The organism is Streptomyces sp. NPDC006476, assembly GCF_040612015.1.
GTDB classification, from domain to species: domain Bacteria; phylum Actinomycetota; class Actinomycetes; order Streptomycetales; family Streptomycetaceae; genus Streptomyces; species Streptomyces griseorubiginosus_B.
Map to the genome: position 1 here is coordinate 152961 of NZ_JBEXPK010000020.1, position 26334 is coordinate 179294.

Below are 26334 nucleotides of genomic sequence, written 5' to 3' on the forward strand. Positions count from 1 at the left end.
GACTGGACCGAATTATCACAACGGGGGGCGGCCATGGACGACACGTCAAGCCGCGTGACAGACACGACAGCCATCACACACACGACGACCCAGCGAAAGATCCCACCAATGTGCCAGCACCAGCCACCGTGCCCTTCAGCCGACTCCGCCGACCGGGAATCCGCCCGCCTCGTGGCGCACCACCCGGAGCAGGGATGGAGCCTGCTGTGCAACGGCGTTCTGCTCTTCGAGGACACCGGTGAGCTCCTGCCCGACGGCCAGATCATCGCCCCGCACCGCAGCCAGGTGATGACCGCCGCCTGAGGCGAGGTCGGGCGGCACCGAGCCGTCCGGTGACATCCGGGGCCGGTCGCGGACCTGAACCGCGAGCCGGCCCCTACGCATGTCCGGCCCCGATCACTGACCGTAGTTACCTGCGCGTAGTGAAGTGACGGCGGTGACCGGGCCCGGATCCGGGGGTGATCTCCCTTCCCGCGGACGCCCACTTTCCGGAAGACTTCTGGAAGTTTCGCCGCAAGCGTCCACGGAGGTGGGGGGATTGGCAGCAGACGACGCCGGGGCCGGGGAGGTGCCCGAGGGGCGGGGCCGGGTCACGATCACGGAGATCGCACGGCAGGCCGGGGTCTCCGTGCCGACGGTGTCGCGGGTCGTCAACGGACGGTCCGACGTGTCGCCGAGGACCCGGGCCCGGGTGGAGGACCTGCTGCTGCGGCACGGCTACCGCAAGCGCCCAACCGCCTCCGGCAGCGGTGCGGCCCTGCTGGACCTCGTCTTCAACGACCTCGACAGCCCCTGGGCGGTGGAGATCATCCGGGGCGTCGAGGAGGTGGCGCACGCGGCCGGGGTCGGCACGGTGGTGTCGGCGATCCACGGGCGCTCGGGAGACGCCCGCGAATGGATGCGCAACCTCCGATCCCGCGCCTCGGACGGCGTCATCCTGGTCACCTCCGCGCTGGAGCCGGTGCTGCACGAGGAGTTGCGGGCCCTCGGCGTCCCGCTGGTCGTCGTCGACCCGGCGGGCTCCCCCGCCCTCGACGTACCCACCATCGGCGCGGCCAACTGGTCCGGCGGCATGGCGGCCACCGACCATCTGCTGTCTCTCGGCCACCGCCGGATCGGCCTGATCGCGGGCCCGCCCCGGCTGCTGTGCTCCCGCGCCCGCCTGGACGGCTACCGGGCGGCCCTGGAGGGCGCCGGCGTCGCCCTGGACGAAACCCTGGTCGTCCCCGGCGACTTCCACCCCGAGTCCGGCTTCCGGGGCTGCAACACCCTCCTCGACCTCCCCGAACCGCCGACCGCCGTCTTCGCGGCCAGTGACCAGATGGCGCTCGGCGCGATCGAGGCGCTGCGCCGACGCGGCCTGCGCGTGCCGGAGGACATGAGCGTGGTCGGCTTCGACGACCTCCCCGAGGTCCGCTGGTCCGCTCCCCCGCTGACCACGGTCCGCCAACCCCTCGCCGACATGGGCAAGCTGGCCGTCCGTACGGCCCTGCGGCTGACCCGCGACGAACGGCCGGACTCACCGCGCGTGGAGCTGGGCACGGAGCTGGTGGTGCGGTCGAGCACCGCACCACCAGCACTGCCCTGAGCTAGTGCAGAGCCTTCCTGATCGCGAAATATGCGGGCTTGGGCGCGAGTTGCTCGTCCCACGGCAGCGCGGCGCCCTCCCCCGGGAAGAAGGCCGGGATCCAGGAGTACTTGTCGGTGTAGTCCCAGATCGTGATGCCCACGCAGCGGCGGACCGCCAGACAGGCCGAGGTCAACCGGCCGTACCAGTCCGCCTGTTCCGCCAGCTTGTCGTCGGTCGCCGGGAGGATCATCCGGATGTCGACCTCGGTGAGCGCGGTGTCCAGACCGAGCCGCGAGAAGCGGCGGAGGTTGTCCTCCAGGGTGGTCGGATAGCCGTACTGCAGCGCGAGATGCGCCTGCAGGCCGATGCCGTCGAGCGGGACTTTCTGTGCCCTGAGGTCCTTGGCCAGCTGGTAGTACGCGTCCGACTTCGGGCCGACCGCCTCGATGTTGTAGTCGTTCAGGTACAGCTTGGCGTGCGGGTCCGCCTGGTGCGCCCAGCGCAGCGCGTCGGCGATGTATCCGGGGCCGAGGGTCTTGTACCAGATGGTCTCCCGGTAGGTGCCGTCCTCGTTGAACGCCTCGTTGACGACGTCCCAGGAGTAGACCTTGCCCCGGTAGTGCCGTACCTCCGTCTGGATGTGGTTCTTCAGCACCACCCGCAGTTCGGCCGCCGTCCAGTCGCGGTCGGTGAGCCAGCTCGGCAGTTGGCTGTGCCAGACCAGGGTGTGGGCCCGTACCCGCTGGTGGTTCTCGCGGGCGAGGTTCACGATCTGGTCGCCGTTGGTCCAGTCGAAGACGCCCTGTTGCGGCTCGGTGGCGTACCACTTCATGCCGTTGCCGGGCGTGATCATGTCGAACTCCTTGCCGAGAAGGGCCGTGTAGGCGCTGTCGGTGAGTTCGGGGTTGTCGGTCGCGCTGCCGAAGTAGCGGCCGTGGCGCTGGGCCAGCTCCGCGAGCGTCGGCTGCTTGGGGCTCGCCTGGGCCGACGGCCCGGCGGCGAGGCCGGCCACGACCAGGCCGGCGGCGAGCGCGCCGGCGAGTCTGAGTCGGGTGGTCTTGCGCATGGTGCGACTCCTCACGGTGTGTGGTGCGGGGCCGTACGTCCGCCTGCGCGCGTCATCCCTTCGTGGCGCCGGCGGTGAGGCCGCCGACGAGCTGGCGCTCGGCGACCGAGTAGAGGGCGAGGGCGGGGACCATCGCCAGGACCAGATAGGCGAAGATGCGGGCGTACTCCGCCGAGTACTGGCCCTGGAGCTGCCCGACGCCGAGCGGCAGCGTCCACCACTTGGAGTCGGTGAACACCAGCAGCGGCAGCATGAAGTTGTTCCAGCTGGCGACGACGGCGAGCACGGAGACCGTGCCGAGCGCCGGCCGCGCCATCGGCAGCAGCACCCGCCAGAAGAACCCCATGGCGCTGCACCCGTCCAGCGTGGCCGCCTCCTCCAGCTCTCCCGGGATCTGCCGGAAGAAGCCCCGCAGGATGATGATGGTCATCGGCAGGCCGAAGGCGGCTTGCGGGAGGATCACGCCGAGCGGGTTGTCCAGCAGGCCGAGGTAGCGCAGCAGCAGGAACAGCGGCAGGGCGGCCACGGCGAAGGGGAACATCAGCCCCATGGTGAAGAAGGTGAACAACAACTCTCGTCCACGGAAGGCGAATCGGGCGAAGGAGAAGGCCGCGAGCGCGGAGACGGCAACTACGATCACCGTTGTCGCCACTGCAACCAGCGTGCTGTTGCCCAGCAGGCGCCAGAAGTCACCGGAGCCGAGGAAGTAGGTGTAGTTGCCGGTCAGCCAGTGCTCGGGCAGTCCGAACGGGTTGCGGGACAGCTCGTCGGTCGACTTGAAGCCGGACAGCACGGCGTAAAGCAGGGGTACGACGATCACCGCGCCGACGACGACGAGGACGACGTGCAGCGGCAGTTTGCGCAGGGTCTTCACTTGCCGTCTCCCCTCATGTTCGTGGTGGCTCCCTCGAGGTCGCGGCGGAGCACGAACCGCTGGTAGGCGAGGGCGAAGACGAGGCAGATGCCGAACATGACCACGCTGATCGCGCTGGCGTAGCCGACCTGGTAGCGCTTGAAGCCGTACTGGAACATGGTCACGGCCATCGTCTCGGAGTGGTGGTCGGGTCCGCCCTGGGTAATCACCCAGACCAGGTCGAAGAGCTGGATCGACCCGATGACGGAGAGGAAGACCCTGATGCGCAGGGTGGGCGCGAGCAGCGGCAGCGTGACGTTGCGGAAGCGCTGCCAGGGACCCGCGCCGTCGATCAGCGCGGCTTCCGTCAACTCGGCCGGGATGGACTGGAGTCCGGCCAGGTAGAGCATCATGTGGAAGCCGAAGTACTTCCAGATCATGACGAGGAAGAGGGTCGCCATGACGTAGGAGGGGTCGGCGAACCACTCCCCGCCGATCCCGCCGAGGCCGATGGCGCCCAGGACGTGGTCGGCGAGTCCGTCGCCCGGGGCGAAGACCATGCTGAACAGGACGCCGGTGATCGCCTCGGACAGCACGTACGGGGCGAAGAACAGCATCCGGTAGACGGCCCGCCCGCGCAGCCGCTGGTTCAGCGCCACCGCCATGGCCAGGGCGAACGGCAGTTGCAGGACGAGTGAGAGGCCGACCAGGAGCAGACAGCGCCACAGATCGCCGAGGAAGACGTCGTCCTTGAAGAGCTGGGTGAAGTTGTCCGTGCCGATGTAGTCGGAGGGCATGCCGAAGCCGCCCCAGCGGAAGAAGGCGGCATACAGCGCGAACAGCATCGGCAGCAGCACCAGGCCGATGAACAGCACCAGCGCGGGCACCTGGAAGCCGACCGCGGTGAGCCAGTTGACCAGCCGCCGGCGCGCCCGGCCGCGCCCCGGCCCTGCCACGGGGGAGGTCGGGGCGAGGCCGGTGCCGGTCCGCTCGTCCGGGAGGAAAGTGGAGGTCATCGCCGGCACTTACGCTTCCTTCGCGGCCTTGGTGATCGACTGGGTGACCTGCTCGGGCGACTTGGAGCCGGCGATGAGCGCGGAGACGCTGTCGTTGACCTCCTGGCCCACGGAGGGCGCGTACGCCTGGTCGAGGTAGAGCTGGAAGCCGGTGGCGCCCTTCAACTGGGCCTGTACCGCCTTGGTGTTGGGATCCGACAGGCCCTTCTCGGCGCCGGGCACGATCGGCAGGGTGTTGGTCTTCTTGACCAGTTCGAGGTCGGTGGACTCGGAGGCGAAGAACTTCAGGAAGTCGACGGCCGCCTGCGGGGCGCCCTTGCGCAGGGCGTGGCCGCCGCCACCGCCGAACACCTCGGTGATCGCGCCCTTTCCGCCCTCGACGGCCGGGAAGGGGAAGAAGCCCAGGTTCGAGCCGAGCCCCTTGCCGGAGTCGGCCTCGACCACCGGGGCCCACTGGCCCATCAGCTCCATGGCCGCCTTGCCGTTGCCCATGGTGGCGGCCTGTCCGGTCGGGGTGGAGTACGAGGCGCCCAGGAACCCCTTCTGGAACGGCTGGAGTTTGACGAGGTCCTGGAGGTGCTGCCCGGCCTGGACCAGCCCGGGGTCACTGAAGTCCTTGTCGTCGCTGGCCTTCTGGAGGGCGGCGATACCGGCCGTACGCATGGCGAGGTAGGCCCAGTAGTACATCTCGGGCCACTTCTCCTTGCCGGCGAGGGCGATGGGCGTGATGTTCTTCGCCTTGAGCTTCCTCACCGCGTCGAGGAAGCCGCTCCAGGTGGTGGGGGGCGTGGTGATGCCCGCCTGCTGGAAGAGCGCCTTGTTGTACCAGAAGCCGATCATGCCGATGTCGAACGGGATGCCGTACACCTTCTTGTCGAAGATGTACGGCTGCTTCGCCACCGGCAGCACGCTGTCGGCCCACGGCTTGGTGCGGTCGGTGAGGTCCTCGACGAGCCCCGCGTCGATCTGCTGCCTGAGCACGCCGCCGCCCCAGGTGTGGAAGATGTCCGGCAGCTTCCCGGAGGCGGTCAGCGCGGTCATCTTGGACTTGTAGGCGTCGTTCTCCAGCTGCACGATCTTCAGCTTGACCTTGGGGTTCTGGGCCTCGAACTTCTTGGCCAGTCCGGCCCAGACGGTCTTCGTCGGCTCGGTGGTGGAGATGTTCCACCACTCGATCGTGGTCGTGCCGTCCGCAGACGACCCGTCCGAGTCGCCGCCGCAGCCGCTCAGTGCGGTCATGCCCAGACCGGCCGCGGCGGAGGCCGCCAGGAAGCCGCGGCGGGACAGTGCCCGGTCGCCCATCATGCGCTCCTTGGGGTAGGGACGGCGTGTCCACGGCCGTCCGCTGGACCGAAAGTTTCGGAGTTGATCCAGAAAGATGCGTTGTTGCCGCACCCTAGAGACAGCTCCCAAACGGTGGCAACCCCTTGTACGCGGTGAATCTGCGGCCAACCTGCGTGGACGGCCGCACCGTTGACCAGATCCCGGATTGATCGGACCCCTTACATGCGTCAGCCCCTCCGGAAGAACATCGAAACATTCGAATGAGCCGACGAACCTTCCGGAGGGGCACTGCGCACTGTAGAAGCTCAGGTCTCGAAGCGATACCCCATGCCGGACTCGGTGATGAGGTGGGCCGGCAGCTGCACCGCGTGCTGTGCCCCCCAACCCGCCATCACCCCCGCCCCCCAGGCGGCCGCGACCCTACGCCCGTCATCAGGACGTCCAGTCCCCGCCGCGTCGTCGCCAGCACCACCCGGTCGCCCGCGACCAGCACCCGTCCCTGTGCCGGACGCCAGTCGAAGTCCGTCCGGTCGGGGTGAGGTGCGTCGGGGCCGTCCACGGCCGCCGATCCGGGCAACGGACCGCGCGCGGCCCCCACGGCCAGCACCCGCCACTCGTTCTCCCGGAACGCCTCGTGCACCGAGCGCCCCTCCAGCTCGGGGTGCCCCGCCACGTCCACGCAGGTGAACAGCAGCGACCCCCGCTCCACCGGCATCACCCCCAGCACATGGCGGCCCATCATCGCCGCCGCGAAGGAGGGCGCGGCCAACGCCGAGACGCTTCTGCTGCGGGTGAGGGCGTCCGGGTAGGAGGCGCGCAGGGTGCGCTGCACGGTCGCCGCGAACGCGTCGTCGTACAGCCGTGTCACCACCCGCACGGCGGGGTTGGTCTCCCGGACGGCCATGACGATGTCGAGGTTCAGGCCGTCGTCGCGGGTGAGGACGAGCAGCGAGCCGCTCTGCCGGACACGGGCCCGTTCGAGCACGGCCGGCTCCGTGGCGTCCTCCAGCAGCAGCGGTATCCCGAGCCGACGGGCGAGGGCGACGCCGCGTGCGTGCGGGTCGCGTTCGATGGCGACGACCTGATGCCCGGTGGCGTGCAGCCGGTCGAGTACGCGCGTGCCGACCATGCCCAGGCCGACCAGGACGATGTGGCCGTCCACGTCGTCGTCGGGCGGATGGCTCGCGGAGGCGGTACGGAAGGCGTCGGTGGCGTTCACCGTCGCGGCGACGACGAGCGGGAGGACGGCCAATCCCACGAAACCGGCGAGCAGTTGGAGCACCCTACGCGCCACCGACTCCTCGGTGGCCGGGTCGCCCATGGTGAAGATGTCCAGCAACGGCAGGTAGACGTTCTTCCACCACGGGCGCTCGTCGGCGAAGAGCGCGGTCGCCGTCGACAGCCCGGCCACCACCGCCGCCAAGGCCCCGTACACGGCAGCGAGTTGATGGGAGAGGAAGACCTTCCACGGCAGATGGGCAAGCCGCGCCCGCACCCAGCTGCGCGGGCGGAAACGCCGGGTCCGCGCGGTCTGTTCGGCTGCGGGATGGCTGACCTCCTCCAGCAACAGCCGTCCGTGCGTGAACTGCCGGTGGTACGCGGTCCGGTCGTCGGGCAGCAACCGGATGCCGTCCTCGCCCGCGGTCTCCGCGCTGTCCTGGCTCGCGGGATCGTCCTGGTGGGCGCCGGACAGAACGGCGAGCGTGGCCAGGTCGGTGGTGTGCGGCGGCGTACCGGCGGGACGTACGACCCCACGGAAGACCTTCCCCTCGACCTGGAGGGTGTGCCCGTGGCCCACCGCGGCGGCCGCCACCAGTTCCGGTACGGCGGTGTCGGCGTCGGACAGCACCGTGGTGGAGGTGTCCCGGCCGAGGTCGTCGCACAGCCCCGCCGCCCGGTCCAGCAGCCGCTCCAGATGCCGGCCGCGCTCACCGTCGAACATCCGCACCACCAGCCGCACCGAGGGGTTCACGGTCCGGGCCAGCAGGGCGCCCGTCATGTTGACCTGGTCGTCACGGTAGGTCAGGGCGAGCGCGGCGGCCCGCTCGACGCCCGCCGCGCGCAGCGTCCGCTCGTCGGGGCGGGCGGAGACGTGCAGTTCGACCGGCGAGTCCGGGTCCTGGTGCAGCGCGGCGATCCGCGCGCCGTGCTCGTCGCTCGTGGAGGGCAGCACGACGGTGACGATCTCGCCGCACACGGCGTCCAGTTCGACGGCCAGCCGGTGTGCGAGTCCGTCGTCGCCGCAGATCACCATGTGCTGCGATCTCTGACCGGCTGGGGTGCGGGCGGGGAGAGGTGACGTCACATCAGGCTGAACGGCAGGGATCATGAGGACTGTTCCAGCCGTGTACCTGACAGCATCCAAGATTACGTCAAGACCACGTCAAGGCCCGGCGAGTACCGCCCCCGTCGAGCCCGCAGCCCCCGACCGGCCTCGGTCGTGGTCGTCACCCCCGGCGTCCGGGGCGCGAGGAGGCCGCGGCCCCGCCATGACAGAGGGTGTCCACCGCTTGGGACGCGGCCTCGGCCCCCATACGGCCCAGAACTCGGCGAACCCCCGCAAGTCGGCCCGACGCATGCTCGTCAGCGCCCCCGCCAGCGAGTCTTAACGCAAGATTGACGCCCTCGACCGTCTCATCCGTGGGCCCACACGTAACTCTCCGCATACGCTGGTGCCGCCGTCCGCGTGATGGCCAGAACCACACGACGGCCCGCACATCAGGAGCACGCCGATGGCCACGACCGAACACCCTCCCAGTCGTATGCGCGCCTGGATGCTGGAGGGGCTGGCCGACATGGGCAAGGGGATCCAGCAGGCCCCGTACGCCGAGCCGGAGCCCCCGCACAAGGGCCAGCGCTGGTACCGGGTCATGTGTCTGACCGGTGTGGACTACTTCTCGACCCTCGGCTACCAGCCCGGCATCGCGGCCCTGGCGGCCGGTCTCCTCTCACCGGTCGCGACCGTCGTACTCGTGATCGTCACCCTGGCAGGCGCGCTCCCGGTGTACCGCCGCGTGGCCGAGGAGAGCCCGCACGGCGAGGGCTCGATCGCCATGCTGGAGCGGCTGCTGTCGTTCTGGAAGGGCAAGCTGTTCGTCCTCGCCCTGCTGGGCTTCGCCGCCACCGACTTCCTCATCACCATCACGCTGTCGGCCGCGGACGCCTCGACCCACCTGGTCGAGAACCCGCATCTGACCAGCACCCTGCACGGCCAGGAGATGGTGATCACCCTGGTCCTGGTCGCCCTGCTGGGCGCGGTCTTCCTCAAGGGCTTCCTGGAGGCCATCGGCGTCGCGGTCGCCCTGGTGGTCGCCTACCTCGGGCTCAACGCCGTGGTCGTGGCCGTCGGCTTCTGGCACGTCCTCACCGAGGGCCACGTGGTCACCGACTGGACCAGCGCCCTCACCGCGGAACACGGGAACGTCTTCGCCATGATCGGCGTCTCCCTGCTGGTCTTCCCCAAGCTGGCGCTCGGCCTGTCCGGCTTCGAGACCGGCGTCGCGGTCATGCCGCACGTCCAGGGCGACGCCGGTGACACCGAGGAGAGCCCCAAGGGCCGTATCCGGGACACCAAGAAGCTCCTGACGACCGCCGCCCTGATCATGAGCGTCTTCCTGATCGCCACCAGCTTCATCACCACGGTGCTGATCCCGGAGAAGGAGTTCAAGAACGGTGGCCAGGCCAACGGCCGTGCCCTGGCCTACCTCGCGCACCAGTACCTGGGCGGCGCCTTCGGCACGGTCTACGACGTCTCGACCATCGCCATCCTGTGGTTCGCCGGCGCCTCCGCGATGGCCGGGCTGCTCAACCTGATGCCGCGCTACCTGCCCCGCTACGGCATGGCCCCGCACTGGGCCCGCGCCGTACGGCCCATGGTCATCGTCTTCACCTTGATCGCCTTCCTCGTCACCTGGATCTTCGACGCGAACGTCGACGCCCAGGGCGGCGCCTACGCCACCGGCGTCCTGGTGCTCATGTCCTCGGCCGCGATCGCGGTGACCATCGCCGCCCGGCGCGCGGGCCAGCGCGGCTGGACCATCGGCTTCGGCATCGTCTCGGCGGTCCTGCTCTACGTCACCGGCGCGAACGTCGTCGAACGCCCGGACGGCGTCAAGATCGGCGCCTGCTTCATCGCCGGCATCATCCTGGTCTCCCTGCTGTCCCGGCTGGCCCGCGCCTTCGAACTGCGCGTCACGCATGTCGAGCTCGACGACATGGCACAACGATTCATCCGGGACATGTCCAGCCGGAAGATACGGCTCATCGCCAACGAGCCCGGCCGACGCGACAAGGCCGAGTACCGCGACAAGATCGAGCAGATCCGCGCCGACAACGACATCCCCGGCGAGGACTTCGTCTTCGTCGAGGTCACGGTCACCGACCCGTCCGAGTTCGAGGCCGGCCTGACGGTGCACGGCGAGGTCCTGCACAACCGCTACCGCGTCCTGACCCTGGAGTCCTCCTCCATCCCCAACGCCCTGGCCGCCCTCGCCCTCCACGTCCGCGACAGCACGAACTGCATCCCGCACATCTACTTCGAGTGGACCGAGGGCACGCCCTTCGCCAACTTCCTGCGCTTCTTCCTCTTCGGCCAGGGCGAGGTCGCCCCGGTCACCCGTGAGGTCCTGCGCGAAGCGGAACCGGACCGCGCACGGCGCCCCCGGGTCCACACCGGCTGAGCGTCAGGACCCCGTCAGCGGCGGCGCCCAGCCGTTGAGGGGCCCCACCGTCGCCGACGGCACATGCCCAGCAGCAGACGCCCGGGCCCGGTCGGGGACCGCCACTCGCGTGGCAGTGCCCGGCTCGCCGCGGGCTGCGCCCTCGCGTTCTGCGCGATGACCATGCTGGGCGACTGGGACGCGGACACCCTCAGCACACCGCGCGCCCTTCTCCGCGGCCGCCTTCACGGCCCTGCTCCCGCCCCGCGTGACCGCGGGCCCCGGCTGGCCGGCCGCACGCGGCACCTGCGCAGGCGCCTGGTGCACGGACGCACGGATCGCCGGTACGGCATTACAGCGGCGCCTCCTCCCGCCTGGTCCTGCGCGACGCCTGTGGCGGCCGGCTCGAACTCGACCCCCGCCTCCTGATGGCCGCCCCCCTGCTGTGGGCACGAGCTCGACACGGGCGTGCGCGGCTCCATCGACCGCGGCACGCTGCGCCAGGCACGGCGGTGCTGGTGCCGGCGCCGGGTGGACTGCCGGCCGGTGCGAATCGCTCACCTCGTCGGCGTCAAAGACATGGGTGCCGAGGCACCGTCCCCGGGGCGGGCCCGACGAACGCGCCGGTCGTCCCACCCGGGCGCTGGAGGGCCGACCGCCTCGGCCTCACCACCACCCCGCACATGCCCGGCGCCGTCCCGACCACCTTCGCCCACGGCACCGCTTTCACACCGGCCTTTCCACCGGCCCCCGGCCGCGCCCCTATCGTTACGGCATGCAGAGCTACACGATCGGCCAGGCGGCGCGGCTGCTCGGCGTCAGCCCGGACACCGCACGGCGCTGGGCGGACGCCGGCCGCGTGGTGACCCACCGCGACGAGGGCGGGCGGCGACTCATCGACGGCCGGGACCTGGCCGCCTTCTCCGTGGAGCTCGCCAAGGCGGGCACCGGCGAGGAGGAGACCTCGTACACCTCGGTCCGCAACGCCTTCCCCGGCATCGTCACCGCGATCAAACTCGGCGACGTGGCCGCCCAGGTCGAGATCCAGGCCGGTCCGCACCGTCTGGTCTCCCTGCTGACCCGGGAGGCCGTGGAGGAGCTGGGCCTGGAGGTCGGCATGGAGGCCACGGCGCGCGTGAAGTCGACGAACGTCCACATCGACCGCGTCTGACCTCCCGGCCGAAACGCACCGCGGCGGCTACGGTGACCCGTGGGCACAAACGCCCACAGGCCCCACCAATCCCCCATCTCCCGCGAGGCGTTCCCATGAGCCTGAGCATCCGCAACCAGATCCCCGGCACGGTCACCGCCGTCACCCCCGGCGAGGTCATGGCCACCGTCAAGGTCCGCCTCACCGGCGGTCAGGAGATCACCGCGGCGATCACCCTGGAGTCCGTCGAGGAACTCGGCCTCACCGCGGGGACCGCCGTACGCGCCCTGGTGAAGTCGACGGAGGTGTCCCTCGCCACCGCACCGGTCCAGGGCCTGTCCATCCGCAACCAACTGCCCGGCACGATCACCGACATCGCCACCGGCGACGCCATGGCCTCCGTCAAGGTCGCGGTCGAGGGCGGCGAACTGACCTCCGCTATCACCAGGGACGCCGCGACCGACCTGGGCCTGACGACCGGCGCGTCCGTCGTCGCGCTGATCAAGTCGACCGAGGTGTCACTGGCCACGGCCTGACACGGAAAGGGCCCCGCCGAAGCGGGGCCCTCATCCACGACCGGCTCAGTCCTCGTAGGCGTCCAGCGGCGGGCACGAGCACACCAGGTTGCGGTCGCCGAAGGCCTGGTCGATCCGCCGCACCGGCGGCCAGTACTTGTCGGCGGCCGAGACTCCGGCCGGGAAGACGGCCTCCTCGCGCGTGTACGCGTGCTCCCACTCGCCGCCCAGGGCGGCGGCGGTGTGCGGCGCGTTGCGCAGCGGGTTGTCGTCCGCCGGCCACTCGCCCGTGCCGACCTTCTCGATCTCCGCGCGGATGGCGATCATCGCGTCGCAGAACCGGTCCAGCTCGGTCAGGTCCTCGGACTCGGTCGGCTCGATCATCAGCGTTCCGGCCACCGGGAAGGACATGGTCGGCGCGTGGAAGCCGTAGTCGATCAGCCGCTTGGCCACGTCGTCGACGCTCACCCCGGTCGCCTTGGTCAGCGGCCGCAGGTCGATGATGCACTCGTGCGCGACCAGGCCGCCGGGCCCGGTGTAGAGCACCGGGTAGTGCGGCTCGAGCCGCTTGGCGATGTAGTTGGCGGACAGCACGGCAACCTGCGTGGCCCGCTTGAGCCCCTCACCGCCCATGAGCCGGACGTACGCCCAGGAGATCGGCAGGATGCCCGCGGAACCCCAGGGCGCGGCCGAGATGGGCCCCACGCCAGTCTCCGGGCCGGCCTCCGGCTGCAGCGGGTGGTTCGGCAGGTACGGCGCCAGGTGCGCGCGCACACCCACCGGGCCGACGCCCGGACCGCCGCCGCCGTGCGGGATGCAGAAGGTCTTGTGCAGGTTCAGGTGCGAGACGTCCCCGCCGAAGTGGCCCGGCTTGGCGAGGCCGACCAGCGCGTTGAGGTTGGCGCCGTCGACGTAGACCTGCCCGCCGGCCTCGTGCACCTGCGCACAGATGTCGGCGACGTGCTCCTCGAACACGCCGTGCGTCGAGGGGTACGTGATCATCAGCACGGCGAGCTCGTCACGGTACTGCTCGATCTTCGCCCGCAGGTCCTCGACGTCGATCTCGCCGTCCTCGGCGGTCTTCACGACAACGACCTTCATCCCGGCCATCACGGCGCTGGCGGCGTTCGTGCCGTGCGCGGACGACGGGATCAGACACACGGTCCGCTGCTCGTCCCCGTTGGCCCGGTGGTATCCGCGTACGGCCAGCAGTCCGGCCAGTTCGCCCTGCGACCCCGCGTTCGGCTGCAGCGACACCTTGTCGTACCCGGTGACCTCGGCGAGACGGTCCTCCAGCTCATGGATGAGCGTGAGGTAGCCCTGCGCCTGCTCGGCGGGGGCGAAGGGGTGCAGCTGACCGAACTCGGGCCAGGTGACCGGCTCCATCTCGGTGGTCGCGTTGAGCTTCATGGTGCAGGAGCCCAGCGGGATCATGCCCCGGTCCAGCGCGTAGTCCCGGTCGGCCAGCCTGCGCAGGTAGCGGAGCATGGCGGTCTCGGAGCGGTGCTGGTGGAAGACGGGGTGGGTGAGGAAGTCGTCCCGGCGCAGCCGGTCCCCGGGCAGGGCCGCCCCGGCGACCGCGTCGAGCGCCTCGACGTCGCCGTCGATCCCGAAGGCCGCCCACACGGCCGCCAGCTGGGCCCGCCCGGTCGTCTCGTCGCAGGCGATCGACACCTGGTCGGCGTCGACGAGGCGCAGGTTGACGCCGTTGTCCCGGGCGGCCGCGACGACCTCGCCGGCCCGTCCGGGGACCCGCACGGTGAGCGTGTCGAAGTACGCCCCGTGCACCACCTCGACGCCCCCGGCCTTCAGACCCTCGGCGAGGATCGTGGCGTAGCGGTGCGTGCGCCAGGCGATGCTCCGCAGCCCCTCGGGACCGTGGTACACGGCGTACATCCCGGCCATGACCGCGAGCAGCACCTGCGCGGTGCAGATGTTGCTGGTGGCCTTCTCCCGCCGGATGTGCTGCTCACGGGTCTGCAGGGCCAGCCGGTACGCCTTGTGCCCGTCCGCGTCCACGGACACGCCCACGAGCCGCCCGGGCAGGCTGCGCGCGAACTTCTCGTGCACGGCCATGTAGCCCGCGTGCGGCCCGCCGAAGCCCATCGGCACACCGAACCGCTGGGTCGTCCCCACCGCGATGTCGGCCCCGAGCTCGCCGGGCGACTTCAGCAGGGTGAGGGCGAGGAGATCGGCGGCGACGGTGACCAGGGCACCCAGCTCGTGCGCCTGGTCGATCACCGCCTTGATGTCGCGTACGGCACCGGAGGCGCCGGGGTACTGGACCAGCACGCCGTTGATCTCGCGCCCGGCGACCTCGGCCGGGATGCCGTCGCTCAGGTCGGCGACCACGACCTCCACGCCCGTCGGCTCGGCGCGGGTCTCGATCACGGCGATGGTCTGCGGCAGCACGTCCGCGTCGACCAGGAAGAGGCCCTTCTTGTTCTTCCCCATACGGCGGGACAGGGACATGGCCTCGGCCGCCGCCGTCCCCTCGTCGAGCAGCGAGGCACCGGAGGTGGGCAGTCCGGTGAGGTCGGCGACCATGGTCTGGAAGTTGAGCAGGGCCTCGAGCCGCCCCTGGGAGATCTCGGGCTGGTACGGGGTGTAGGCCGTGTACCAGGCGGGGTTCTCCATCACGTTCCGCAGGATCACGGGCGGTGTGAAGGTGCCGTAGTACCCGAGCCCGATCATGGAGCCGAGCACCTGGTTGCGGTCGGCCAGCGAACGCAGCTCGGCCAGCACCTCGGCCTCGGTCCGCGCTCCCGGCAGCTCCAGGGCATCGGCGTTCCTGATGACGTCCGGCACCGCGGCGGTGGTCAGCTCGTCCAGCGAGCCGTACCCGACGTGGGCGAGCATCTTCGCCCGGGCTTCCTGGTCGGGCCCGATGTGGCGCTGCTCGAAGGGGATCCCCTTCTCGAGCTCGGAGAGCGGAATGCGATGGGCGGTCATTTGCGGAGGCCTCCTGGTCTGACACGACCTTCGAGGGGCACCACGGCACGGGTACCCGAACGGCCTCCCCCTCTGTCATCTCGACCTGAGAGCTTCACCGGGTCGCCCGAAAGCTCCCGGTTTTCACCGTCGGTGAGAGCGGAAGCCGTGACACCCGCCCTGCTTTCCAGAGTGACCTCGTCCGTGCGGTACGTGTGCCTGAGAGATTCCGGGGAGGATTTGCTCCTTCGGCGCCTCCGGTGTCACCCGGAGGACTCTCCCGCACGGGGTCATCAGCCGTTGACAGAGTACCAGTGCGCTCTACAGAGCGGCTCGAGTGGCCGCGTCGCCCGATGTGCACTTTCGTAGTGCTTACGGATGAGTTGCGACCATGTGGAGGGCCCGTGCAGACCGACATCGATCCGCGCAACCTGATCGGCCGCAAGGCGTTCGACCGCAACGGCACGAAGATAGGCACCATCGACGAGGTCTATCTCGACGACGCCACCGGCGTGCCCGAGTGGGCGGCCATACGCACGGGTCTCTTCTCCCGCGACGCCTTCGTCCCCCTGGAGCCCAGTGAGCTGGTCGAGGGCACCCTCCACGTCCCCTTCGACCGGGCGCTGATCAAGGACGCCCCCGATTTCGGCGTGGGCCGCCACCTCTCCCCCGAGCAGGAACTCCAGCTCTACCACCACTACGGCCTCCACCTGGCCTCACCCCCCTCGCTCCCGGACCGCGACTTCGGCAGACTCGCGGGCCAGGAGGACGCGGACGCCTAGCACCCGCTCCGCCGACACCCAACAGCCGGCCCATCTCACACGCCACCCCAGCTCACACGCCGCCCCCGTCCACCGAGACCCCGGGTCTCTCCGCGACCAACGGCAACGGTTCGGCCGCCTCCAGCTCAGGGTCGTCGACCCGGAACGTCCGCACCCTCCCCGGCTCGGACCACGGCGTCTCGAACCGCACGGTCACTCGCCCCAGCCCGCTCCCCTGCACCCATCCGTGCCCGAACTCGGCATGCCGGACGTCATGCCCCGCGGGCCACCGTCGCTCGACCATGGTCACCTGCTCCTCGACGGGCTCCTCCACCCCCTCGTCCCCGGCATGCTCCATCCCCGTCGTCTCCCCGGCAGCCTGCGCGAACAGGTCCTCCTGGGTGTAGTCGGCCAGCCCGCTCACCCCCACCCCCAGCAGCCGCACACCTCCCGTCGTGTCCACGGCGTCCAGGAGCCGGGCGGCGGCCTCCCGCACCACCGCGGGATCGTCCGTGGGCCCCCGCAAGGTCTCGGACCGGGTCAGCGTGGAGAAGTCGTACCGCCGCACCTTCAGCACGATCGTCCGCCCCGACAGCCCCGCGGCCCGCAGTCTTCGCACGCACCGGTCCGCCAGCCTCTGCACCTCCAGCCCCACCCGGATCCGGTCGTGGATGTCCACGTCGTAGGTGTCCTCGACCGACACCGACTTCGCCTCCCGCTCGGCGACCACGGGCCGGTCGTCGTGCGCCAGCGCCATGGCGTACAGCGCGTGCCCGTGCGCCTTGCCGAGCAGCCGTACCAGCTCGTCCTCCCCGGCCTCCGCGATGTCGTCGACCGTGGTGATCCCGGCCCGCCGCAGATGATCGCCCGTCGCCGGCCCCACACCGGGCAGCGTCCGCACGGACATCGGCCCGAGCAGCGCCCGCTCGGTCCCCGGCTCTATCAGCACCAGTCCGTCGGGCTTGGCCTCCTCGGAGGCGATCTTGGCGAGCATCTTGGACGCGGCGAGCCCGACGGACCCGGTGAGCCCCGTGCCGGTCCGTATGTCGGCACGCAGCTTCTCCCCCACCAGCCTGGCCGACGCCTCGTCCCAGGCCGCCTCACCGGCCTCCAGGTCCACGAACGCCTCGTCCAGGCTCAACGGCTCCACCAGCGGCGACAACTCGTGCAGCAGCCCCATGACCTGCTCGCTGATCGCCCGGTAGAACCCGAACCGCGGCACCAGATACGCGGCGTTCGGCGCCAGCCGCCGCGCCTGGGCCATCGGCATCGCGGACCGCACCCCGAAGACCCGCGCCTCGTACGAGGCCGTGGCCACCACCCCACGCGGCCCCAGCCCGCCCACGACCACGGCCTTCCCGCGCAGACTCGGCTTGGACGCCTGCTCCGCCGAGGCGTAGAAGGCATCCATGTCGAGATGCAGGATCGTGGGCGCGTTTCTCACATCTCCGATGCTGCCCTACGCCACTGACAATGCCCCCGTACGACGTCGGGCGGCCCGCGCCCGCGCCTCAGACTGCCCGGTTGCGCCGCCGCGCCAGCTCGTCCGCCGGGTTCTGTCCGACGAGGGTCTCGCCGGTGTCGATCCGCTCGCCGTGCAGCTGGGACAGCGCGCTCTCGACGTCCCGCCAGACCACCCCGACGGCGATCCCGAAGATCCCCTGGCCGCCCTGGAGCAGAGCGTGGACCTCGTCCGGCGAGGTGCACTCGTAGACCGTGGCGCCGTCGCTCATCAGCGTCATGCGCTCCAGGTCCCGGAAGCCGCGCTCCCGCAGGTGCTGCACGGCCGTGCGGATGTTCTGCAGCGACACGCCGGTGTCCAGGAACCGCTTGACGATCTTCAGGACGACCACGTCCCGGAAGCTGTACAACCGCTGCGTCCCCGACCCGTACGCGGGCCGCACGCTCGGCTCCACGAGCCCGGTGCGCGCCCAGTAGTCGAGTTGCCGGTAGGTGATACCGGCGGCCGCGCAGGCCGTGGGACCGCGGTAGCCGATCTGCTCGGACGTCATGGACGTCGCCCCTCCGCTGCTGGGCACGGCCGTCGGTCGCTGGGGAGCGTGATCGGCCGCGCTGCTGTGAAGCGGGTACGGAAGGCTCGCTCCGACCTCACGTCCGGGGGCACCCCCAGCCGTACCGTCGCCGCTGCTTCTCACGCCGACCTCCGTCCTTGACCTGCCTCCTCGAAGGTAGGCAGCCACCAGGGGTGCGTCAACGACCGCCACACTCGGCACGCCGAGTGATAATCACCCTAAGAGTGGTTTCCCGTACCCCACCGCGGGGAAAGGCTAGCCGAATGCGCTCGGGACGAGCCGCAGGACGCTCTCACGCGCCGGTGGCAAATGCCGGCACTTGTGTGGTCACCGGACACAACCGGCCCGTCACGGACCGCTGGTCCGCCGGGCCGGCCGCGCGTCACTGGCTGCTGGTGCCGAAGTCCTCCGGCGAGATCTGGTCGAGGAACTCGCGGAACTTCTCCACCTCGTCCTCCTGCTCGTCCGGGATCGCGATGCCGGCGTCGTCGAGCACTCCGTCGCTGCCGTAGATCGGCGTCCCGGTGCGCAGCGCGAGCGCTATGGCGTCGGACGGGCGGGCACTCACCTCGACCCCGCTGGCGAAGACCAGCTCCGCGTAGAAGACGCCCTCACGCAGATCCGTGATGCGCACTTCGGTGAGCTCCTGGCCGACGGCCTCCAGCACGTCCTTGAACAGGTCGTGCGTCAGCGGCCGGGCGGGAGCCATGCCCTGCTGGGCGAAGGCGATCGCCGTCGCCTCCCCAGGCCCGATCCAGATGGGGAGGTAACGGTCGCCTCCCACTTCCCGCAGGAGCACGATCGGTTGGTTGGAGGGCATTTCGACCCGGACACCTACGACATCGAGCTCGTTCACACAGCAACCCTAGGCCGTGCCCGGGACGTTTGGGTAGTCGGGCAGGGAACGGGGGGCCGATCCGGCCTTCGCTTCCGCGCCCGCTCAGGGCAGGCGGACGCCGAGCGCGGTCTGCACCAGCGCCGCGTGCAGCCTCACCGTGAGCGCCGCCAGCTCCTTCGTACGGGCCTCCGCGTGCGCCCTGGTCTGGGGATTGCGGTGCCGCTTCAGCGGGGCCACCACCTGGTCCACGAGGCCCGCCTCACGGTCCGCGGCGGCCTTCATGGCCCGCAGGTGCCGTGGCTCGATCCCGAACCGCCCGAGCTCCATGACGAGCGAGGCCACGGTGACCGCCTCGGCGTCGTACGCCCCGTCCGGCAGCGGAGTGAGCAGCCCGTACGACTCCCACTCCTTCAGCTCCTGCTCGTCGATGCCCGCCGCGGCGAGCAGCTCGGCCCGTCCGATCCGGGCGGCGGTGGGGCCCTCCAGCGGCTCCAGGACGGTCTCGCCGTCCCGCTGACGGTTCACGGCGGGCAGTGGCAGGGCCTCGCCGCGCTCCATGGCGTCCAGATGCTCGCGGATCACCTTGAGCGGCAGATAGTGGTCCCGCTGCATCCTCAGGACGTGACCGAGACGCTCGACGTCAGCGGCGGTGAACTTGCGGTACCCCGAAGGGGTCCGCTGCGGCTCGACGAGCCCCTCCGACTCCAGGAAGCGGATCTTGGAGATGGTGACCTCGGGGAACTCTTCACGCAGCACGTTCAGCACCGTGCCGATGCTCATCAGCCCACTGTCCGCGGCGGCGGCCCCGTGCCCGGAACCGCCGCTCGGTGATTGCAGCATGGACCTTCTCCGGGGAGGGTCAGTAGCCCCGCTGGCTCGCGTAGAACACCAGCCGGTACTTGCCGATCTGCACCTCGTCGCCGTTGCTCAGGGCGACCTGGTCGATCCGCTCGCGGTTGACGTACGTGCCGTTGAGGCTGCCGACGTCGGCCACCGTGAAGGAGCCGTCCCCGCCCCGGCGGAACTCCACATGACGGCGCGAGACGGTCACGTCGTCGAGGAAGATGTCGCTCTGCGGGTGGCGGCCGGCCGTGGTCAGGTCGCTGTCCAGGAGGAAACGGCTGCCCGAGTTGGGGCCGCGGCGCACGACGAGGAGCGCGGAGCCCATCGGCAGCGCGTCCACGGCCGCCTGGGCCTCGGGCGAGAGGGCGGGCAGCTGGGTCTGACCGGTGACCTCGGCGTCGTAGGCCTCCAGGCCGGAGATGGAGATCGTGGACGTCGTCTCCGAGGGGCGCTCGGGAGTGGCCCCGGCCCGCAGCGGGGCGCCGCAGTTGGAGCAGAAGCGGCTGTTCTCCGCGTTGCGGTTACCGCACCTCGTACACACCAGGGCCGACATAGGGGAAAACCCTCCACCCGTAGTTGAGGTTGACGGTTGCCCGAAACCTATGCCGCCGGACTGCGCAGGGTCAACAGACGGCGCGCCCTGACCTCCGGAAATGTCACCGCCCGGACCACCGACCTGGTCCCGGAACAGCGGACGCTGACCCTCCGCGTCGGGCTGTGCGCGATGGCGGGCGGTGGCATTGTCACTGCCCTCTCGCGCGCTCTTGCCGAACAACTTCGCAAACAACTTCACGGGCGATTCCCCTTGACCGAAACAGACCCGCCCGTGGGGCAGGACGAACGCTGACTCATTTCGCCGGCCGACCCGGACATCCTCACAACGTCCGTATCCACCAGACAGTTTCCACCACGCACCACCCGTTCGGTGCGCCGACCCCCCGCAACCTCATGCCCCTGCCGGACGCCCCCCATGCACCGCCGGTTCACTGGGAGGACGACCGAGCGTAGTCAGGCTGCTTCGCCGCTCGCAAGGCGTCCACGACGATCTTGTTCGACCGCTCGACAGTGACCGTGGCCTGCTCCTTCTCAAGAGTCTGCACCACGCCTCCAGGGATGTTGAGCGCCGGTTCGAGGTCCGCCGGCTTGCCGATGACCTTGAAACGATAGGGCGCGTTGATCTTGTTCCCGTCCACCGTGACGCTCTTGCCCGAATCGGTGAAGTAGGTGCTCGCCACCACGCGCACCCCGTTCACCTGGATCGCCTCCGCCCCCGCCGCGCGCAGCTCCTGGATCGTGTCGAGCAGACTGTCCGACTCGACCGCTCCCTTCGCGTCCTCGATCGTCATGGTGATACCGGGCCCCTGAGCGGCCACCGTGCCCGCCAGAATGCCCAGTTGCTTCTCCTTCTCGATCGTCTGCTTCCGGGCCTCCTCGGCCTGATCGGAGCTGTTCTCCAACTCGTCGCGCTGCTTCTCCAGCCCCTGCTTCTCGTCGTCAAGACGCTGCGTACGGTCGTCGAGTTCATCGAGGATGCGTACGAGGTCCTCCTGCCGCGCGCCGCGCAGGGCACTGTCGCTGTCGCTGTTGGAGGCCACCTGGATGGCCAGTCCGAAGCCCAGGCCGAACAGCAGCACGGCGACGATCAGTTGGGCCCGGGAGACACGCGGCGGCCACAGACCGTTGACGAGCCGCTGGCGCCCGGTCAGCGCCGGCTCCTTCTCCTCGGGAGCTTCCTCGACGGCCTCGGGCTTCGCCTCATCAGCCTCAGGTGCCTCCGCCGGCACCTCTTCGGGAAGTTCCTTGCGCAGCCTGTTCTCGGGCTTGTCGTCCTTCTCGCTCATCGGCCTCACGCCCGGAACACATGCCGGCGGATCGCCGCGGCGTTGGAGAAGATCCGGATGCCGAGGACCACGACGACGCCGGTGGACAGCTGGGCCCCCACGCCCAACTTGTCGCCCAGGAACACGATCAGCGCGGCCACGACCACGTTGGACAGGAACGACACGACGAAGACCTTGTCGTCGAAGATGCCGTCGAGCATGGCCCGCAGACCACCGAAGACGGCGTCGAGCGCCGCGACGACGGCGATCGGCAGATACGGCTCGACGACCGCCGGAACCTCAGGCCGGACCAACAGTCCGGCCACGACTCCCACGACGAGGCCCAGTACGGCGATCACGATGTGCCCTTCTCAGTTTTCTCGGTGCTCGGCTGTGCTGTACGTACGATCACACTCGGTGCGGCGGGCAGCCGGAGGTCGCCCTCCACGGAGATGCTGGTCCGGATGCCGTAGTTCTCCTGCAGCGCATGCAGATACAGTCCGTCGACGCTGTCCTGGAACCGGGTGCTCAGCTGCTTGCCGTCCCCCACGGCGAGCACCGTGTACGGCGGAACAAGTGGTCTGTTGTCGACCAGTATGGCGTCACCCGCGGCCCTGATCGCCGACAGCGCCGTCAAGCGCTGTCCGTTGATGGAGATGGCCTCGGCCCCCGACTCCCACAGCCCGTTGACGACACGCTGCATGTCACGGTCACGGACCCGGCCCGTGTCGGAGAAGTCCGAGGTCTCGCGCGGGTCGCCGTTGCCGCCGCTGGTGGCTTCCTTGGCGTCGTTCACGACCAGTTTCACGCCCGGACCGTGGACTGCGACGGCGCCCGACAGGAGGCCCACGAGCTCCGACTGGTCGCCCGCCCCGCTCTTCTTCAGCGCCTCGCGCTGCCGTGCGCTCACGTCGTCGCGCAGCGTGTCGACGGAGCCCTCCAGCTTGTCCGCGCTCGCCGTCTCACGGTCGATGCGGTCGATCAGCTCCTGGCGCTCCTTGGCCACGACGGGCGCCGCTACGCGTGCCTGTGCCGCGCCGACGGTGACGACGAGAGCCGCGAGGACCAGCCCGGCCGCCAGGCCGAGCTTCGCACTGAGTGTTCTGGGCAGCCCGCCGGCGCCCTCCGCCTTCTTGCGGGCGGCCGCCTCGGCGTAGCCGTCGTCGAGGCTGTGGTCCATGACGTTGGTGAGCAGGAACATGGACGCGTCCGGCCGCGAAGGGCGCGTGGGTGTGCTCCGAATGGGGGGCTGCTGCGGCATGCCGCACATCGTCGCACGTCGCGACCACTACCTCCGAATGGCCCCACCGGCGTGCCGGACAGGCCCCCTTGGGGACACTTGTCCGGCACGCGCGTGTGCTGCGGGTTTTCCTCAGCGCCCGGCGCTGTCCACGACCGCCGACCACTCGTCCAGCAAGGCCTGCGCGGAGGCGTCGTCCGGGCCCTCCGCCCACAGATGGGTGACCGCCTCGGCCGGGTCGGGCAGCACCATCACCCAGCGTCCGTCGGTCTCCACCACCCGCACGCCGTCGGTGGTGTCCACGAAGCGATCTCCCGCCTCTTCGACCACGCGCCGCATCACAAGCCCCTTGACGGCCCACGGCGTCGCCAGATCACGCTTCAGGACGTGCGCACGCGGAATCCGCGCGTCGATCTGGCTGAGCGTGAGCTGTGTCCGCGCCACCAGCCCGATCAGCCGTACGAAGGCGGCCGTACCGTCGAAGACGCTGCTGAACTCCGGGACGATGAACCCGCCCTTGCCGTCACCGCCGAAGATGGTCGTCTCGTCGCGTCCGACGCGGGTGAGATCGTCGGGCGAAGTGGTCGTCCACTCCACCTGCGTCCCGTGGTACGCCGCGACCTGCTCGGCGATCCGCGTGGTCGTCACCGGCAGCGCCACACGGCCGCTGCGCCGCTCGGCGGCCACCAGGTCGAGCATCACGAGCAGTGCCCGGTCGTCCTCGACGATCCGTCCCTTCTCGTCGACGAGCGAGAGCCGCTCACCGACCGGGTCGAAGCGCACACCGAAAGCCGCCCGCGAGGACGCCACGATCTCACCGAGCCGCACCAGCCCCGAGCGCCGCACTTCGGCCGACTCGGTGGGCCGCGACTCGTCGAGGCCGGGGTTGATGGTCAGCGAGTCCACGCCGAGCTTCCCGAGCAGGCTGGGCAGAACCAGCCCCGCACTTCCGTTCGACGCGTCGACGACGACCTTCAGCCCGGACTCGGCAATCCCGGTGGTGTCGACATTGCGCAGCAACGAACCCGTGTACGAGTCGAAGACGCTTGCCGGGAAGTGCAGGTCCCCGATCTCACCAGGGAAGGCACGCCGGTACTCCTGCCGCGCGAAGACCCGGTCCAGCTTGCGCTGGCTGCCCTGCGAGAGGTCCGCGCCCTGTCCGTCGAAGAACATGATGTCCACGGAGTCCGGCACACCGGGCGTGGTCCGGATCATGATCCCGCCGGAACTGCCTCGCGCGGTCTGCTGCCGGGCCACGGGCAGCGGTACGTTCTCCAGGTCCCGCACCTCGATCGCGCTGGCCTGCAGAGCCGAGATCACCGCCCGCTTGAGGGCACGGGCGCCACGGGAGTGGTCACGGGCCGTGGTGACGGTGGAGCCCTTCTTGAGGGTCGTCGCATACGCGCCGGCGAGGCGGACGGCGAGCTCGGGCGTGATCTCCACGTTCAGGATGCCGGAGACACCCCGGGCACCGAACAGATGCGCCTGGCCGCGGGACTCCCAGATCACCGAGGTGTTGACGAAGGCACCGGCCTCGATGGTCTTGAACGGATAGACCCGCACATTGCCCTGAACGATCGATTCTTCACCGATCAGGCACTCGTCACCGATGACCGCGCCGTCCTCGATCCGGGCGGCACGCATGATGTCGGTGTTCTTTCCGACGACACAGCCACGCAGATTGCTGTGCTGCCCCACATACACGTTGTCGTGTACGACGGCCTTGTGCAGGAAAGCGCCGCTCTTCACCACGACGTTCGAACCCACCACGGTGTGCTCACGGATTTCGGCGTTCGCCTCGACCTTGGCGTAGTCCCCGATGTAGAGGGGGCCGCGCAGCACGGCGTCCGGATGCACCTCCGCACCCTCCGCCACCCAGACGCCCGGCGAAATCTCAAAACCGTCGAGCTCGACGTCGACCTTGCCCTCCAGGACATCGGCCTGCGCCTTCACATAGCTCTCGTGCGTGCCGACGTCCTCCCAGTAGCCCTCGGCGACATAGCCGTAGATCGGCTTGCCTTCCTTCATCAACTGCGGGAAGACGTCACCGGACCAGTCGACGGGCACGTCGGCCTCGACATAGTCGAAGACCTCGGGCTCCATGACGTAGATGCCCGTGTTGACGGTGTCGGAGAAGACCTGCCCCCACGTCGGCTTCTCCAGGAAGCGCTCGACCTTGCCTTCCTCGTCGACGATGGTGATACCGAATTCCAGGGGATTCGGCACACGCGTCAGACACACGGTGACGAGCGCACCCTTTTCCTTGTGGAAATTGATGAGCTCCGTGAGGTCGAAGTCGGTCAGCGCATCGCCGGAGATGACGAGGAATGCATCGTCCTTCAACGCCTCTTCGGCGTTCTTGACGCTTCCGGCGGTACCGAGTGGCTTCTCCTCGTTGGCATAGGAAAGCTCCATACCGAGCTCTTCGCCGTCACCGAAGTAGTTCTTGACCAAGGAGGCCAGGAACTGGACAGTTACGACGGTCTCGTTCAGCCCATGCCTTTTGAGCAGCCGCAGCACATGCTCCATGATCGGGCGGTTCGCCACGGGCAGGAGCGGCTTGGGCATGCTCGAGGTCATGGGGCGAAGGCGTGTGCCCTCGCCTCCGGCCATCACGACGGCCTTCATGTCGGAAGCGTCCTCCTCAAACAGACGACGGTCTAGCCGACTTCACCCGTCCAGATTCTCCCGCACTTTTCCACCGGGGGCCATCGAGCCACTGCGGTGGCGGGAATCGGTGAGTTCAATCGGCCATGGCGTCCGCACGGACCAGGCGGCGGACTTGTACCACGTAGAGCACTCCTGCCCACCAGTAGAGCGTTGTACCCCATCCAGCGAACGCCCATCCGAAAATAGCAGCGAGTGACGGGATCCATCCACTTCCGTCACTGAGCAGCAGCAGCGGGAAGGCGTACATGAGGTTGAAGGTGGCGGCCTTGCCCAGGAAGTTCACCTGCGGCGGCGGATACCCGTGTCGCCTGAGGATGCCCACCATCACCAGAAGGACCAGCTCTCGCGCAAGAAGTACAGCGGTCAACCAGATCGGCAGAATCTCGCGCCAGGTAAGACCCACCAACGTCGAGAGAATGTAAAGCCGGTCGGCCGCGGGGTCGAGGAGCCGGCCGAGGCTGCTGATCTGGTTCCAGCGCCGCGCCAGCTTGCCGTCCAGGTAGTCGCTGATGCCGCTCAGGGCCAGCACCAGCAGAGCCCACCCGTCACTCTTGGGCCCCCCGAACTCAGGCCGCAGAATCAGCCACAGGAAGATCGGCACGCCAACGAGACGCGCCATGCTGAGGATGTTGGGGATGGTGAGGACCCGGTCCGTCTGGACACGGGTCTCCTGGACCTCCACCCGAGGGCCTCCTGTGGGAAACGAACCGACGATGCCCCCTGACCTTACCTCAACGCAAAAAAGCTCTGGCTCCTGGGCTTGTGTGCCCAAGAGCCAGAGCTCTAAAAGGAGTTCGGCGGCGTCCTACTCTCCCACAGGGTCCCCCCTGCAGTACCATCGGCGCTGTAAGGCTTAGCTTCCGGGTTCGAAATGTAACCGGGCGTTTCCCTCACGCTATGACCACCGAAACCCTAATGGTTTCGAGCGAACAAGCACACTTTTCTGTTATGCGTTCTGCTCTAAGCCGGCAACGGTCGTTGCCTCAGAACTAACACAGTGGACGCGAGCAACTGAGGACAAGCCCTCGGCCTATTAGTACCGGTCACCTCCACACGTTACCGTGCTTCCAGATCCGGCCTATCAAC

Annotated in this window: 23 protein-coding genes, 2 rRNA genes and 1 riboswitch; of the genes, 7 read left to right on the forward strand and 18 right to left on the reverse strand. The window is 69.4% G+C overall.

Annotated elements, in window-relative coordinates; genetic code table 11:
- Positions 1-108 precede the first annotated feature (108 nt).
- Complete coding sequence (locus tag ABZZ74_RS23920) at positions 109-303, forward strand: DUF5999 family protein (protein WP_133047485.1); 195 nt, start codon at positions 109-111, stop codon at positions 301-303.
- 235 nt (positions 304-538) lie between these two features.
- Positions 539-1588 carry a LacI family DNA-binding transcriptional regulator gene (locus ABZZ74_RS23925; RefSeq protein WP_356768075.1) on the forward strand — a complete coding sequence of 350 codons (1050 nt, stop codon included), beginning with the start codon at positions 539-541 and terminating at the stop codon, positions 1586-1588.
- Between the two features lies 1 nt (position 1589).
- Here the strand turns inward: ABZZ74_RS23925 and ABZZ74_RS23930 are convergent, their stop codons facing one another.
- The 5 genes from ABZZ74_RS23930 to ABZZ74_RS23950 form a co-directional block, all read right to left on the reverse strand.
- Positions 1590-2636: an endo-1,4-beta-xylanase gene (locus ABZZ74_RS23930; RefSeq protein ID WP_356768077.1), complete on the reverse strand. Its 1047-nt coding sequence runs from the start codon at positions 2634-2636 to the stop codon at positions 1590-1592.
- A 52-nt stretch (positions 2637-2688) separates the two neighbouring features.
- Positions 2689-3510 (reverse strand): carbohydrate ABC transporter permease, encoded by an 822-nt coding sequence (locus tag ABZZ74_RS23935; RefSeq protein WP_356768079.1) that lies wholly within the window; start codon positions 3508-3510, stop codon positions 2689-2691.
- Positions 3507-4505 (reverse strand): sugar ABC transporter permease, encoded by a 999-nt coding sequence (locus ABZZ74_RS23940; RefSeq protein WP_356768081.1) that lies wholly within the window; start codon positions 4503-4505, stop codon positions 3507-3509. The genes ABZZ74_RS23935 and ABZZ74_RS23940 overlap by 4 nt, the downstream gene beginning before the upstream one ends.
- A gap of 9 nt (positions 4506-4514) precedes the next feature.
- A complete protein-coding gene (locus ABZZ74_RS23945) occupies positions 4515-5807 on the reverse strand; it encodes an extracellular solute-binding protein (protein WP_356768110.1) in 1293 nt (430 codons plus the stop codon).
- A gap of 373 nt (positions 5808-6180) precedes the next feature.
- On the reverse strand, positions 6181-8043 hold the full coding sequence (locus ABZZ74_RS23950) for an NAD-binding protein (RefSeq protein ID WP_356768084.1): 1863 nt from the start codon (positions 8041-8043) through the stop codon (positions 6181-6183).
- A gap of 478 nt (positions 8044-8521) precedes the next feature.
- Here ABZZ74_RS23950 and ABZZ74_RS23955 point away from each other — a divergent pair, with 478 nt between their 5' ends.
- The 4 genes from ABZZ74_RS23955 (at position 8522) to ABZZ74_RS23970 (ending at position 12133) form a co-directional block, all read left to right on the forward strand.
- A complete protein-coding gene (locus ABZZ74_RS23955) occupies positions 8522-10468 on the forward strand; it encodes an amino acid transporter (protein ID WP_356768086.1) in 1947 nt (648 codons plus the stop codon).
- A 63-nt stretch (positions 10469-10531) separates the two neighbouring features.
- Entirely contained in the window at positions 10532-10876 is a 345-nt protein-coding gene (locus tag ABZZ74_RS23960) for a hypothetical protein (RefSeq protein ID WP_356768088.1), read from the forward strand.
- A 346-nt stretch (positions 10877-11222) separates the two neighbouring features.
- Positions 11223-11618 carry a helix-turn-helix transcriptional regulator gene (locus ABZZ74_RS23965; protein WP_133047636.1) on the forward strand — a complete coding sequence of 132 codons (396 nt, stop codon included), beginning with the start codon at positions 11223-11225 and terminating at the stop codon, positions 11616-11618.
- Between the two features lie 95 nt (positions 11619-11713).
- A complete protein-coding gene (locus ABZZ74_RS23970; protein ID WP_356768090.1) occupies positions 11714-12133 on the forward strand; it encodes a TOBE domain-containing protein in 420 nt (139 codons plus the stop codon).
- A gap of 45 nt (positions 12134-12178) precedes the next feature.
- Here ABZZ74_RS23970 and gcvP read toward each other — a convergent pair whose 3' ends face one another.
- Positions 12179-15064 (reverse strand): aminomethyl-transferring glycine dehydrogenase, encoded by a 2886-nt coding sequence (gcvP, locus tag ABZZ74_RS23975; RefSeq protein WP_356768092.1) that lies wholly within the window; start codon positions 15062-15064, stop codon positions 12179-12181.
- 176 nt (positions 15065-15240) lie between these two features.
- A riboswitch (glycine riboswitch) is annotated at positions 15241-15336 on the reverse strand.
- A gap of 111 nt (positions 15337-15447) precedes the next feature.
- On the opposite strand from gcvP, the gene ABZZ74_RS23980 reads away from it, so the two are divergent.
- Positions 15448-15825, forward strand: coding sequence for a PRC-barrel domain-containing protein (locus ABZZ74_RS23980; RefSeq protein ID WP_207929935.1), 378 nt, complete (start codon positions 15448-15450; stop codon positions 15823-15825).
- Between the two features lie 52 nt (positions 15826-15877).
- Here the strand turns inward: ABZZ74_RS23980 and ABZZ74_RS23985 are convergent, their stop codons facing one another.
- From ABZZ74_RS23985 to ABZZ74_RS24040, 12 genes are all read right to left on the reverse strand, one after another.
- Positions 15878-17248, reverse strand: a complete 1371-nt coding sequence (locus tag ABZZ74_RS23985) for a DNA polymerase IV (protein ID WP_356768095.1) — start codon at positions 17246-17248, stop codon at positions 15878-15880.
- Between the two features lie 67 nt (positions 17249-17315).
- Positions 17316-17960 carry a MerR family transcriptional regulator gene (locus ABZZ74_RS23990; protein WP_356768097.1) on the reverse strand — a complete coding sequence of 215 codons (645 nt, stop codon included), beginning with the start codon at positions 17958-17960 and terminating at the stop codon, positions 17316-17318.
- A gap of 259 nt (positions 17961-18219) precedes the next feature.
- Entirely contained in the window at positions 18220-18693 is a 474-nt protein-coding gene (locus tag ABZZ74_RS23995; RefSeq protein ID WP_004002801.1) for a bifunctional nuclease family protein, read from the reverse strand.
- Positions 18694-18777: 84 nt separating this feature from the next.
- The gene (locus tag ABZZ74_RS24000) at positions 18778-19515 is read right to left on the reverse strand and encodes a MerR family transcriptional regulator (protein ID WP_356768099.1); all 738 of its coding nucleotides are present in this window, start codon (positions 19513-19515) and stop codon (positions 18778-18780) included.
- A 19-nt stretch (positions 19516-19534) separates the two neighbouring features.
- Positions 19535-20419 carry an FHA domain-containing protein gene (locus ABZZ74_RS24005; protein ID WP_356768112.1) on the reverse strand — a complete coding sequence of 295 codons (885 nt, stop codon included), beginning with the start codon at positions 20417-20419 and terminating at the stop codon, positions 19535-19537.
- Positions 20420-20501: 82 nt separating this feature from the next.
- Positions 20502-21359 (reverse strand): DUF881 domain-containing protein, encoded by an 858-nt coding sequence (locus ABZZ74_RS24010; protein ID WP_356768101.1) that lies wholly within the window; start codon positions 21357-21359, stop codon positions 20502-20504.
- Positions 21360-21364: 5 nt separating this feature from the next.
- Positions 21365-21697, reverse strand: a complete 333-nt coding sequence (locus ABZZ74_RS24015) for a small basic family protein (protein WP_003988855.1) — start codon at positions 21695-21697, stop codon at positions 21365-21367.
- The gene (locus ABZZ74_RS24020; RefSeq protein ID WP_356768103.1) at positions 21694-22599 is read right to left on the reverse strand and encodes a DUF881 domain-containing protein; all 906 of its coding nucleotides are present in this window, start codon (positions 22597-22599) and stop codon (positions 21694-21696) included. The genes ABZZ74_RS24015 and ABZZ74_RS24020 overlap by 4 nt, the downstream gene beginning before the upstream one ends.
- Positions 22600-22710: 111 nt before the next feature.
- Positions 22711-25206: a mannose-1-phosphate guanyltransferase gene (locus ABZZ74_RS24025; RefSeq protein WP_356768105.1), complete on the reverse strand. Its 2496-nt coding sequence runs from the start codon at positions 25204-25206 to the stop codon at positions 22711-22713.
- Positions 25207-25321: 115 nt separating this feature from the next.
- Positions 25322-25930: a CDP-alcohol phosphatidyltransferase family protein gene (locus ABZZ74_RS24030; protein ID WP_208784379.1), complete on the reverse strand. Its 609-nt coding sequence runs from the start codon at positions 25928-25930 to the stop codon at positions 25322-25324.
- 110 nt (positions 25931-26040) lie between these two features.
- Positions 26041-26157, reverse strand: a 5S ribosomal RNA gene (gene rrf / locus ABZZ74_RS24035).
- A gap of 104 nt (positions 26158-26261) precedes the next feature.
- Positions 26262-26334, reverse strand: a 23S ribosomal RNA gene (locus tag ABZZ74_RS24040); the annotation flags it as partial.